The 12,065-nt window shown below is 63.7% G+C and carries 13 protein-coding genes; 6 read left to right on the plus strand and 7 right to left on the minus strand.

The window, feature by feature from the left end; translation table 11 throughout:
- Positions 1–208 precede the first annotated feature (208 nt).
- From ACNJX8_RS29180 to ACNJX8_RS29190, 3 genes are all read right to left on the minus strand, one after another.
- Positions 209–673 (minus strand): DoxX family protein, encoded by a 465-nt coding sequence (locus ACNJX8_RS29180; RefSeq protein WP_128935182.1) that lies wholly within the window; start codon positions 671–673, stop codon positions 209–211.
- Positions 674–740: 67 nt separating this feature from the next.
- A complete protein-coding gene (locus tag ACNJX8_RS29185; protein ID WP_439357599.1) occupies positions 741–2,099 on the minus strand; it encodes an MFS transporter in 1,359 nt (452 codons plus the stop codon).
- On the minus strand, positions 2,068–3,135 hold the full coding sequence (locus ACNJX8_RS29190) for an amidohydrolase family protein (protein ID WP_439357600.1): 1,068 nt from the start codon (positions 3,133–3,135) through the stop codon (positions 2,068–2,070). Before ACNJX8_RS29190 ends, ACNJX8_RS29185 begins: the two co-directional genes overlap by 32 nt.
- A 159-nt stretch (positions 3,136–3,294) precedes the next feature.
- Between ACNJX8_RS29190 and ACNJX8_RS29195 the strand changes: the two genes are divergently transcribed.
- The gene (locus ACNJX8_RS29195; RefSeq protein WP_164934641.1) at positions 3,295–3,849 is read left to right on the plus strand and encodes a MarR family winged helix-turn-helix transcriptional regulator; all 555 of its coding nucleotides are present in this window, start codon (positions 3,295–3,297) and stop codon (positions 3,847–3,849) included.
- Between the two features lie 20 nt (positions 3,850–3,869).
- Positions 3,870–5,066: a 3-hydroxybenzoate 6-monooxygenase gene (locus tag ACNJX8_RS29200; RefSeq protein ID WP_439357601.1), complete on the plus strand. Its 1,197-nt coding sequence runs from the start codon at positions 3,870–3,872 to the stop codon at positions 5,064–5,066.
- Positions 5,067–5,111: 45 nt separating this feature from the next.
- Here the strand turns inward: ACNJX8_RS29200 and ACNJX8_RS29205 are convergent, their stop codons facing one another.
- Together ACNJX8_RS29205 and ACNJX8_RS29210 are read right to left on the minus strand one after the other, a co-directional pair.
- Complete coding sequence (locus ACNJX8_RS29205) at positions 5,112–5,843, minus strand: cytochrome c biogenesis CcdA family protein (protein ID WP_439357602.1); 732 nt, start codon at positions 5,841–5,843, stop codon at positions 5,112–5,114.
- A 203-nt stretch (positions 5,844–6,046) separates the two neighbouring features.
- The gene (locus ACNJX8_RS29210; RefSeq protein ID WP_091892755.1) at positions 6,047–6,313 is read right to left on the minus strand and encodes a hypothetical protein; all 267 of its coding nucleotides are present in this window, start codon (positions 6,311–6,313) and stop codon (positions 6,047–6,049) included.
- A gap of 481 nt (positions 6,314–6,794) precedes the next feature.
- Between ACNJX8_RS29210 and ACNJX8_RS29215 the strand changes: the two genes are divergently transcribed.
- From ACNJX8_RS29215 to ACNJX8_RS29230, 4 genes are all read left to right on the plus strand, one after another.
- The gene (locus ACNJX8_RS29215; RefSeq protein ID WP_091892753.1) at positions 6,795–7,844 is read left to right on the plus strand and encodes a LysR family transcriptional regulator; all 1,050 of its coding nucleotides are present in this window, start codon (positions 6,795–6,797) and stop codon (positions 7,842–7,844) included.
- Between the two features lie 26 nt (positions 7,845–7,870).
- The gene (locus tag ACNJX8_RS29220; protein WP_020608151.1) at positions 7,871–8,242 is read left to right on the plus strand and encodes a helix-turn-helix domain-containing protein; all 372 of its coding nucleotides are present in this window, start codon (positions 7,871–7,873) and stop codon (positions 8,240–8,242) included.
- A 295-nt stretch (positions 8,243–8,537) separates the two neighbouring features.
- Positions 8,538–9,359, plus strand: coding sequence for an enoyl-CoA hydratase (locus ACNJX8_RS29225; protein WP_128939649.1), 822 nt, complete (start codon positions 8,538–8,540; stop codon positions 9,357–9,359).
- Between the two features lie 105 nt (positions 9,360–9,464).
- On the plus strand, positions 9,465–9,752 hold the full coding sequence (locus ACNJX8_RS29230) for a hypothetical protein (RefSeq protein ID WP_128935189.1): 288 nt from the start codon (positions 9,465–9,467) through the stop codon (positions 9,750–9,752).
- Between the two features lie 34 nt (positions 9,753–9,786).
- On the opposite strand, the gene ACNJX8_RS29235 is transcribed toward ACNJX8_RS29230, so the two are convergent.
- Together ACNJX8_RS29235 and ACNJX8_RS29240 are read right to left on the minus strand one after the other, a co-directional pair.
- Entirely contained in the window at positions 9,787–10,866 is a 1,080-nt protein-coding gene (locus ACNJX8_RS29235) for an isocitrate/isopropylmalate dehydrogenase family protein (RefSeq protein WP_439357603.1), read from the minus strand.
- A 131-nt stretch (positions 10,867–10,997) separates the two neighbouring features.
- Positions 10,998–12,065, minus strand: a complete 1,068-nt coding sequence (locus tag ACNJX8_RS29240) for an alcohol dehydrogenase (protein ID WP_128935191.1) — start codon at positions 12,063–12,065, stop codon at positions 10,998–11,000.

Raw genomic sequence — 12,065 nt, forward strand, 5'->3', positions numbered from 1 at the left:
ACGGTATCCCTGCTCGACACCAGGGCATCGTATTCGCACGCGCGCCGAACCCGAGCGAGACGGTCGGCAAGCAGGCTTCCGGCGCGGTGACATGCGTGCTGGACGAGACGCGTTGAATGGACGAAAAGGATATCGACGATGAAGATCACTCATGTGGACCGCAAGGCGCTGGCGCGCTTCGCGGTCAGCTCCTCGGCGTAGCTAAGAATTACGAGAGCTCGGGAGCACCTTTGGAGCCCGGCTTGATGGCCGCTTGCACGGCATGGATGCCCGGCCCGTAAAAGGCGATGAGCGCAAGGGCGCCCAGCAGGCCGAGATTCTTCAGGAAGTTGATGGTCTGCATCACGACCTGCGCTTCGGGAGCGGCCCAGAAATTGTGAAACATCAGCGTGGCGACGATGGTGAACGGGATCAGGACCGCCGCCGCCGGGCGCGCAAACAGGCCTAGCAGCAGGGCCGTGCCGCCTCCGAGTTCGACTGCAATCGCGCCAGCGGCCAGCACCGCGCCGAATCCCTCGGCGCCGCCGGGAAGCCGGCCCGCGGTCGTGGCAAATGCCATCACCTTTCCGATGCCGCTGTAGAGAAACAGCGGCGCAATCGCGACGCGTGCGAACAGAAGTACCCAGGCGTCGAACGCGCCTGCGGTCGCAGCGGAACGAGTGGATGTCGGCATTTCGGATCTCCTTTGGTGAAGCTGGCCAGTCAAGGCGCGGCCGGTGATTGTCGATCGGCCCGCCTCATCACTCCGCGGGTGCGATATCGGCGCGCGGCAGATGATTTGCTGCGGCAGCACTGAGCGATCCGATCGCCAGCGCACCGACCATGGACGCGCCGCCGATCGCCCAGAACACAGCGTCGGGGCCGCCGGTCGCCTGCTGCAACAGACCGATGACATAGGGGCCGAGGATCGCTCCCACCCGGCCGATGCCCAATTCCATTCCGACGCCGCTGGCGCGGAAACAGGTCTCGTATGACCCGGCGGTAAAATTGTTGAGCACGTGCTGGGCGCCGATGATGCAGAAGCCCGCAACGGCGACGATGGCGAGATTGACGCCATGACCGCTGACGAAGACGAGCGCCAGTACGGCAATTCCGCCGGTCAGCCACCAGGTCGCGAGATAACGTGGCGTCAGCGAGAAATTGCGATCGGCCAGCATTGCGAGCGTGAGGCCGCCGATGAACGACATCGCCTGCATCAAGGCACCGAAGCCGAATGATGCCGCAAAGGTCTCGCCGCGCTTGAGCATGACCGTCGGAATCCACCCGGTGAGACCGAAGATCGCGAACAGGCTGAGAAACGCGGTGATCCAGATGGTCAGCGAAACGCGGCGATAGCGCGGGCTCAGCAATGCTCCAATCGTGCTCTGCGGCCGCGTACCGTCATCCGATGCGAATGTCGCATTCTGGTAGACGGCCGCCCGCTCGGGCCGCAGCCGCGCCAGCAGCGCGCGCAACTCCGGGACCCGCGATCGGGTCGCCAGGAATTGCGGACTTTCCGGCAGGATGGCGTGTGCCACGAAAGTCAGCGGGATCGACAGCGCGCCAACGTAGTAGAGGATCTGCCAGCCGTGCTGCGGCGTCAGGAATACGCCGACGAGACCGGCGCAGACGCCGCCGAGCGACCAGCCCAGCGTCACGCCCCAAAGCGAAAACGTGTTGCTGACACGCTTGGGCGCGAGCTCGTTGATGAAGGTCGTGCCAAGCGGCAGCAGCACGCCGAGACCGAGTCCAGTGACGAAGCGAAGAGCGCAGTAGCTCCAGAAATCGTTCGCCAGCACGGCCGTCAGCAATGTGAAGACGGTGACGACCCACAATCCTGCGAGCAGTGTGCCACGCCGGCCGAAACGGTCGGCCACGCTGCCGTGACTGATCGCCCCGAACAGAAAGCCGACGAGACCCGAGCTCACCAGAAACCCCGCTTGGCTTGGCCGGAGTCCCCAGGGCTGGACCACGTAATGGATGACATAGGCGGGATTGAAGGTGTCATAGCCGTCGAACAGCGTGATGAGCGTGATCAGGATGCCGAGCAGCTTGTGGAACGGGCCGATCGGAGCGCCGGACAATTCCTCATGCACGTCGATTTCGGACGAGAAGCTCACGGGTTTCCTCCATTGGGATTGCTGACACGTTCTGCTCTGCGGCAGATTGGGTCGTTGCTTTGCCGAGCCCGAACAGGGCACGCGCATTGTCGCGGCCGATCTTGATGCGGTCGCCTTCGGAAATCGCCGCGCTGTCGAACCAGTCGGCGGCATGATCGATGTTCTCGAACGGCCAGTCGGCCGAGAAGAGAATGCGGTCGGCACCGATCTCCAGGATTGCGTCGATCAGCGTCTGGGTGCGGAAGTTGCCCGACGTGGTGATGTAGAAATTCTCCCGGAAATAGTCGGCGATCTTGCGCCGCGCGGGATAGGCATTCTGGCTCCGCATCCATTTGTTGTGGTTGTCGACCCGCCACATCGAGTACGGCAGCCCCTCCCCCATGTGACCGAGAATGATCTGGAGCCGCGGATGCGCGTCGAACAGTCCGGAGCCCATCAAGCGCAGGGCGTGGACCGCAGTCTCCTGCCCAAACGCCCAGGTCGGTCCCAGCAGCCAGCGATGCCCTTCATAGATCGCCGAGTCTTTCGGCAGCGGATTGCGCGGGTGCAGATAGAAGGGAATGCCGAGGCGTTCGACTTCCGACCAGAACGGCCAGAACTCCTTGCGGTCATAATAGATCGCATGATCGGTGCCGGCGAGCTCGCTGAAGCCGTTGACGAGCGCCCCGCGAAATCCAAGCGTGCCGACACTGCGATCGAGCTCGCGCGCGGCCGCGTCGGGATCCTGCATCGGCAGTGCTGCAAGGCCCTGGAAGCGATCCGGCCGCTTGGCGACCTGCTCGGCGAGGAAGTCGTTGGCGCGTCGCGACAGCTCCAGGGCACGGCTGCGGTCGGGAATGGCCTGGACGGCCGGCGCGTTCAGCGACAGCAGCATCATCTCGATTCCGTGACCGTCCATCTCGGCGAGGCGACGTTCGTGAATGTCGAGCAGCCGCGCTTCCAGCTCGCGCCAGTCGTCGGCCGGCGCGAAGCCCGCGCTGTCCTGAACAGTCTCCCGAAGCGCGAAGTGTTCCTCGAGCGCGATCTTTCCCTGCATGGCGTCGTCCCTTCAATTCTGGCGTTGACAAAGCAAAGCACCGGGCGCAAATATTTGTCAATGATAAAGTTGCATTTGCAAATGATTGGTAGGCAAATATTGCGCGTGCGAAGGTTGACCCTTATTCCGGGCGGAGTTCTCCCGCCAGGATCCAAGTCCATGTATCGATTTTCGAATTCGCTGCCCTATCTGCTCGCCCGGCTCGGCGTTCGCATGGGCGACCTCTTCGCGCGCGTGATCCGTCACGAGAAGTTGACGCTTCCGATGTACCGCGTGCTGGCCGCACTGTCAGAGCAGGGCCATCCGTTGCGCCTTGGAGAGATCGCCGAACTGACGTCGGCCGACGTGTCCACCCTGTCGCGCATCGTCGCGGAGATGAGCCGCACCGGCCTCTTGACACGCGACCGGCCTGAGAACGATCAGCGCAGCCTCCAGGTCGTCCTGACGCCCAAAGGTGCTGAGCTGGCAGGGCGGCTCATGCCGCTCGCCGCCTATTACGAAGAAGTCGCAACCGGTAGCATGTCCGCCAAGGAAGCGGCGGAGCTCAAGCGCGTGCTGGTCGAGCTCTACAAGAATATCGATCGGCTCGAGCAGGAAGTCGAAGCCGGATTGATCAAGGTGCCCCCATCGGCGCGGCCGAAGGACGTTCTTGACGAGCAGCCGGAGGCACGCGGCAAGGCGAGGCCGCCGCGTGCCAGGACATCGAGAAAATAGCAAACCACCGAGGAGAGGACATGCGACAGGATCCCATCATCATTGTCGGCGGCGGCATCGGCGGACTTGCGGCCGCGATCGCGCTGGCGCGGAAGGGTTTTCACGTCACCGTCCTGGAACGCGCACCGCGCTATCAGGAGATCGGCGCCGGCATCCAGCTTGGTCCCAACGCATTCCACGCCTTCGACCGACTCGCACTCGGTGATGCCGCACGATCGATCGCCGTCTTCATCGACCAGCTGCGGCTGATGGATGCGATCTCGGCGGAAGAGATCACCAGCGTCGATCTGACCAGCTATTTCCGGCAACGCTTTGGCAATCCCTATGCCGTGGTCCATCGCGGCGATCTTCACGGCATCTTCGTGCGCGCCTGCGAGGCGCACCCCCACGTCACGCTGCGGTCCGATTGCGATGTCATCGGCTACGAGCAGAACGATGCTTCGGCAACGGCACTGCTCAAGTCTGGTGAGCGTGTCACCGGGTGCCTCGTGGTTGGCGCGGACGGACTTCGCTCCCGCATTCGCCAGCAGATGGTCGCCGACGGCGCGCCGCGGGTCGCCGGCCACACCACCTATCGTTCAGTGATCCCGACCGAGCAGATGCCGGAGGATCTGCGCTGGAACGCCGCGACATTGTGGGCCGGCGCCAAGTGCCATCTCGTGCACTATCCGCTCTCGGGCTGGAAGGTGTTCAATCTCGCAATTACCTGCCATAACGATCCCGTCGAGGCGTTTGCGGCAAGGCCCGTGACCCACGAGGAGGTGCTCGAAGGTTTTCGGGACGTGCACCCTCGCGCCAAGGCGATCATTCATCATGGAAGGGACTGGAAGGCCTGGGTGACCTGCGATCGCGATCCGACCGATCGCTGGATCGACCGGCGCGTCGCTCTCCTGGGCGATGCTGCGCATCCGATGCTGCAATATTTCGCGCAAGGGGCCTGCATGGCGCTGGAAGATGCCGTCTGCCTCGCGGACGAACTCGACGAGACGGACGGCGATGTCGCCCACGCGCTGGACCAATACAGGAATGCCCGGATGCTGCGCACTGCGCGGGTCCAGCTTCAGGCCCGGGAACTCGGCGATCACGTCTATCATCCGGCCGGAGTCCACGCGCTGCTGCGCAATCAGCTCATACGCGAGACAAGCCTGGAGCGCTTCTGCGAGAATCTCGCCTGGCTCTATCAGTCGCCGTTCCCGGAACGGGCGCCGGCTTCGTGAAAAGACCCGGGCGGTCCTGAGCCGTTGCAGCTCGCCGATCCCGCTCTAGCCGATCGTCTGCAACGCCGGGAACGTCTCCAGCAGCCAGATGCTCACACTCGAAACCGCGCCGGTGAGGAAGCCGATGCCGGTGATCACCATCAACACGCCCATGGCGCGCTCGACATTGACGAGCTGGCCCTTCATCCGCGCGAACAGCGCGGAGAACTGCTCGATCATCAGGGCGGCGATGAGGAAGGGAATGCCGAGGCCCGCGGAATAGACGGCGAGCAGGCCGGCGCCCTTGGTGACCGTCGCTTCCGCCGCGGCGATCGACAGGATGGCGGCGAGGATCGGGCCGATGCAGGGCGTCCAGCCGAACGCAAAGGCGAGCCCCATGATGTAGGCGCCCCAGAGCCCGACGGGCTTGGGGATCGGCAGCCGGCCCTCGCGCATCAACAGGCGGATCCGCGTCAGTCCCAGGAAGTGCAGGCCCATGATGATGATGACGATGCCGGCGAGGATCGACAGCTCGGCCGACCAGGCGCGGATCAGGCCGCCGATCAGCGAGGCACTGGCGCCGAGCGCCACGAACACGGTGGAGAAGCCGAGCACGAACAAGAGCGCCGACATCAAGATCGCGCGCTTGGAGGCCGCGGCCGGCTCGTCGCTCTCGACATGCTCGATCGTGGCCCCCGTGAGGTAGATCAGATAGGGCGGAACCAAGGGCAGGACGCAGGGCGAGAGGAAGCTGACGAGGCCGGCAATCAGCGCCGCCGGGATCGAAACATTTTGCATGATGCAATCGGAGCCATCTCAGGCCCGACACGACGCGCGGGGAGCGCGCGGACCGGAGCCGAACCGGCTCTGGTGTAACCGATGGCTCGGAATGCGCAACAGAGGCGCGCGAAACCAGGGCTCCTCCCGATGCCGTCCGTGATCACAGATGCGGCATCGGGACGCGCACAAATCTCCCCAAAAAGCGAGACTCGGCGGCGCGGCTACTTCACCACGCGGAGCAGCGGACGCCGGGGCTGGTCCTGCGTCTGCTTGGAAGGGGACCGCGGTTCGCTCGCAGCGCTCCGCAGCATTTCGTCGCACAATGCCTTGAGATCGGCATCGTCAATTCCTTTGAGCTTCATCCTGACGTCGAGGATGACCATGGACAGCAGCTCGGCCGAGTCGCGGCTGTTGCTCGCATTGAGAACCCTGCGGCACTCTTCGAGCGTTTCCAGGACCGACTGCAACTGTTCGTCTGAATGCGACACAAGCGTTCTTTCCGTTAATTCGGCCTGCGAGAATTGTCTGTGACGACCCCTGCGGCCCCCGTGAAGCACCAAGGATAGCACGAGGCCGCTGAGCCTCTGAACATGAATTCAGTGCGTTTCTGCGATGAAACCGCGGTTCCCGCCAACATCGTGCCACGACGCCGTTGGCAATCATCGGAGCGATTCGGGACGAGACGCTTCGTGCGCTGCGATTGCTCCATCCGGGACCACGGCAACCGCTGTTGCGCAGGAATGTCCACTGCGGACAGCGCCGACAATCCCGCAGCCATCTCGAGGCTTGCAACGGAACTCACGCGATACCCCTCAAACGGGCAACAGGCTGCCCGATCCCAGCCCTGGCAGCACTCAAATACCGCTCGCGCCGCAGTAAGGATGACGTTCAAAACTCATCACCCCCGCAACCCGCCGTGGTTGTAGTTTGCGCCAGATTCTGCCAGTTTAGCAAACCAAAGGGAATTGTATGCACTCCTTGGCGGAAAGGGGCGTTCCGTTGGAAGAACGCCCGAAGATAAATATCAGCGGCCTCTCCGATTGGGACGCGGCCCGCATATTCCTGGAAGTCGTCCGATGTGGAAGTTTCCGCTCGGCGGCCGAACGTCTGTCCCTGTCGATCAACGCCGTCCGTCGCCGGATCGATGATTTCGAGCGTCAGACCGGCACCACCCTGTTCACCCGCGACGTCCACGGCACCCATCTGACCGATGAAGGCGCGATCGTGGTCTCTGCCGTCGAGCGCATGGAGGCGGCGGCCTTCGACGTGATGCGGACCAGCGATTCGACGGTCAACGCCCTGTCCGGCGAAGTCCGCGTCGCCGTCACCGAGGGACTTGGGACGTTCTGGCTTGCCCCGCGGCTGGTCGAATTCCAGCAAGCCTATCCGAAGATCCTGGTCGACCTGCATTGCGCGATGCGCTCGGCCGACGTCTCCCGCCACGAGGCCGACGTCGCTATCCATCTGTCACGTCCCTCGGCGCTCGACGTCAAGCTGGTGCGGCTCGGCCGCATGCATCTGATGTTCTGGGCCTCAGAGAAATACATCGCAAAACATGGCGCGCCGCGCTCGGCAGCGGAATTGATCAAGCATCGCCTGGTGCTGCAATTCGCCGACCAGCTCGCCGCCAAGGAATCTTTCGAGAGCTTCTTCCCGGGCGTTTCGGAACGTGACCTTCTGGTCATGAAAACCAACGTCTCGAGCGCCAACTACTGGGCGGTCGCGAATGGCGCCGGAATCGGCGTATTCCCGAGCTACGCCATTGCGCTTGGCGGGAAGTTGATTCCACTGGAGGTCGAGCTGAACCGACCGCTGGATATCTGGCTGTCCTACCATCCCGGTAGCGGACGGATTCCGCGCGTGCGGCACATGATTGACTGGCTGATCGAGGCTTTCAATCCGGCTCGCTTCCCGTGGTTTAAGGAGGAGTTCGTGCATCCGCATGAATTCAAGGACTCGTATATGGGCGAACCCCTGACCCAGCTCTTCGGGGGATTTTCAACCGAAGAACAACGGTGAGAAGTATGAAAGCAGCGGCGAAGAGAATGAAGCAGCGCAGTGCCGGCAAGCCGGACATTGAGCTTGGCAAGCGGATCCGTTTGCGGCGAGTCGAAATGAAGATCTCGCAGGCCGAGCTGGGCGAGAAGCTGGGCGTCAGCTTCCAGCAGGTGCAGAAATACGAGAAGGGCGTCAATCGCGTCGGCGCGGCCAGGCTTCAGCAGATCGCCTCCGCCCTCGATGTGCCCGTGACCTTCTTCTATGACGGCGACAACAAGGCGCGCGAAGTGGAGAGCCTGCTCTTCCTCGACAGCGCCTTCAGCCTCCGGCTGCTGCGCGCCTACAGCAAGATCAAGGATCAGACGGTGCAGCGTCAGCTCGTCTCGCTGATGGAATCGATCGCAGCGAACGAAAGCTGAGATCGATCGACGGTCCGGCCTTTGCGGCCGACGTTCAATCCGCCGCGTCGCGGGGGCGCGGCCGGATTGGACGAGGCCGGACGAGAAGATATGTCTGCGCCCGCGCGCTTGCGCGCGGTCTTTCTCGGGGCGGTCTAGTCGCCCCTTTTTCTTGGCGATCTGCTGCCATGCGCCGAACTTCGCGCGCGCCATGCAATCGCAGCACAGGCGGATGCAAGCTCGCCTACCCCGGCTCCGGTTGACCGCGGTGGCGCCCGCGCCGCACATTGCCTCGCCAACGATCAGCGAGCGCGCGATGTCCGACATGTCCAGCACGACCGAAACGGCTTACGCCGACAGCAAGATCCTCAAGCACACGACCAGCGGCGTCGGCGTGATCACCTTCAACAATCCCGACAAGCGCAACGCGATGTCGCTGGAGATGTGGGAGGGATTTGGCGAGGCACTGACCAGCCTGCGCGACGACGAGACGGTGCGGGTCGTAATCCTGCGCGGCGCCGGCGGCAAGGCGTTCGTCTCGGGCGCCGACATCAGCCAGTTCGAGAAGGTCAGGCACAATGCGGCGGCGTCCGAGGAATACGCCAAGCGCAGCGCCGCCCAGCGCGCGCTGCTCGCCGACTATCCCAAGCCGACCATCGCCTGCATCCAGGGTTTTTGCCTAGGCGGCGGCATGCAGGTCGCGATGCTTGCCGACATCCGCATCGCTTCGCACGACAGCCAGTTCGGCATTCCCGCCGCCAGGCTCGGCATCGCCTATGGCTATGACGGCTTGCGTCACCTGGTGTCGCTGGTCGGCCCGTCCTGGGCGCGCCTGTTGATGTACACGGGCATGCGCATCGATTCCTCTGAGGCGCTGCGCATTGGCCTCGTCGAGCGCGTGATCCCCGACGACCAGCTCTGGGGCGAGACCATGGGAATCGCGCAGACCATTTCCGAAAACGCGCCGCTCGCCATCAGGGCCGCCAAGATCACCATCGCGCAGGTTCTGAAGGACGAGAGCCAGCGCGACATGGACACGATCAAGGCGATCGGCAACGCCTGCATGGACTCCCAGGATTTCCGCGAGGGCCGGCAGGCCTTCATGGAAAAGCGCAGACCCAAGTTCCAAGGGCGGTGAAACTGAACCTTCGTTCAGGAAGATTAAATTTCCCACGCGCACGCACCGCGATAGCAACCAGTTGATCTGTCGAAAGTTCTCTCGCCACCAACGAGGGAGATTGCGATGAAACTCAAATTTGCTGTTCTCGGTCTGGCTGCCTTGGGCGGTGCGGCGCTCGCCTCGGGTCCCGCTCTCGCGGCAATGCCGAACGGCATCCCGCAGGCGGACAAGATTGCAGGCGGTCCCGCCGCCGATGTCGATCAGGTGCGCTGGGTCTGTAACCCCTGGGGCCGCTGCTGGTGGCGTCCGAACTACTACGGCGCCTACGGCTATTATGGCGGCCCGCGACGCTTCTACGGCCCGCGTCCGTGGGGCTGGGGTCACCGCTACCACCACTGGCGCCACTGGTGAACGACAGGGGGCCTGCGGGCCCCTTTTTCCTTGACTACAGCGCCGCGAGCACCGCTTTCGTGATGTCCGCCGTGCCGTTGTTGCCGCCGAACTCCATCGGCTTGATGCCGCCGGCGTAGACCTTGTCTACCGCACGCTCGATCGTCTCGCCGGCCTCCGTCGCGCTCTCGACGCCATGCTTGTCGGCGAGCCAGTCCAGCATCAGCGCCGCCGACAGGATCATGCCGGTGGGATTGGCCTTGCCCTGCCCCATGATGTCAGGCGCGGTGCCGTGGCACGGCTGAAACACCGCATACTTGTCGCCAATGTCGGCCGACGGCGCCATGCCGAGGCCGCCGATCAGGCTCGCGGTGATGTCGGAGACGATATCGCCGAACATGTTCTCCATCACCATCACGTCGAAATCCCAGGGCCGCTTCACCAGCATCGCCGAGCAGGCATCGACATAGAGCCGGTCGGTCTTCACCTCGGGATGCTTTTTGGCGATCTCGTCGAAGATGCCGCGGAAGAAGGCGAAGGCCTTGAACACGTTCGCCTTGTCGACGCAGGTGAGCGCACCGGGCTTGCCGCGCGCCTTGCGCCGCTCGGCAAGGCGAAACGAGAACTCGAACAGGCGTTCGGACGTCTTGCGTGTGATCACCATGGTCTCGCGCGCATCCTCATGGGTGACGACGCCCTTGCCCATCGAGGCAAACAGGCCTTCGGTGGACTCCCTGATCACAACGAGATCAATGCCGCGCCGGTCGGCGCCGACGATCGGGCTCGGCACGCCCGGAATGAGCCGCGCCGGACGCACGCCGGCATAGAGATCGAAGATGAAGCGCAGCTCGATCTGCGGCGCGATCTCGGTGTTGTCGGGGTAGCGTACCGAAGGTAGGCCGCAGGCACCTAACAGGATCGCATCCGCCTCCTCGCACAGCTTGATGGTGGTATCAGACATCGACTTGCCGGTGGCGAGATAATTGTTGGCGCCGGCCGGGGCCTCGGTGAAGCGGAAGCGCAAATCCGATTTCTGTTCGATCTTGCGCAGCACCTCGATCGCCGGCGCCATGACTTCGGGACCGATGCCGTCACCGGCGAGCACGGCAATGTGGAAGGCGTTATTTGCGGACATAAGAGCCTCGAGGAAGGAGTTAGCCAAGTCGTCATTGCGAGCGAAGCGAAGCAATCCAGAATCTTTCCGCTGGGGCAGTCTGGATTGCTTCGTCGCTTCGTTCCTCGCAATGACGGAGGAGAGAGCGTTCGTTACGGCGTCAGCACGGTGCGTCCGACCACCGCGCCCTGCTGCAACTGCAGCAGCGCGTCGTTGGCCCTGGCGAGCGGCACCGTCGTCACCGGGATCGGCGGCACCTTCTTCGCTCGCACCAGATCGAGCAATTCCTGCGTCTCACGCAAATTGCCGACATAGCTGCCCTGGATCGTCACGGCCTTGATCGGAATCAGCGGCAGCGCCCAGGTCGCACCGCCGCCGAACAGGCCGACGATGACGAGCTTGCCGCCCTTGGTCAGGCAGTCGAAACCGAGCTGCGTCGTCGCGGCATTGCCGACGAGGTCGATCACGGCGCGGATCGGCCCGCCCGCCTTCTTCGCGAGTTGCTCCAGCGCATCCGGCGCCTTGGGATCGACCGTCGCGAGCGCACCGGACTTTTCCGCCGCTTCGCGCTTCTTCGCATCGATATCGACCATGATCGCGCCCTTGCCGCCCATCGCTTTCAGCAGCGACAGCGCCATTAGGCCGAGGCCGCCGGCGCCGAACATCACGATCGGCGTGTCGAAATGCTGCTCGACCTTCTTCAGCGCGCTGTAGGTGGTGACGCCCGAGCAGGCATAGGGCGCGGTCGTCGCGGGGTCGAGCCCTCGTAGATTGAGCAGATAGCGCGGATGCGGCACCAGCATGTGGTCGGCATAACCGCCATCGCAATAGACGCCAAGCGAGCGCGGCGTCAGGCACATGTTCTCCTCGCCGCCAAGGCACGTGGCGCATTTGCCGCAGCCGATCCAGGGATAGACCAGGCCGACATCGCCGAGCTTGAGGTCGCCCTGGTCGGTCGGCTTTACGTCGGGCCCGAAGGCGAGGACTTCGCCGACGGTCTCGTGGCCCATGGTCAGCGGCAAATTGATGCCGCGGTCCTTCAGCGACAGCGGCTTGCGGCCGTGACCGAGATCGTAGCCGCCTTCCCAGATGTGGAGGTCGCTGTGGCAGACGCCGGCCGCCTTCACCTTGATCAGAACCTGGGTGCCCGAGGGCTGCGGCGTGGCCTCGTCGACCTCCTGCAGCGGCGCCTTGAAATCGGCGACCTTGAAGCTCTTCAT

Origin of the sequence: Bradyrhizobium sp. SPXBL-04, assembly GCF_051853035.1 — a bacterium.
Taxonomy (GTDB): Bacteria; Pseudomonadota; Alphaproteobacteria; order Rhizobiales; family Xanthobacteraceae; genus Bradyrhizobium; species Bradyrhizobium zhanjiangense.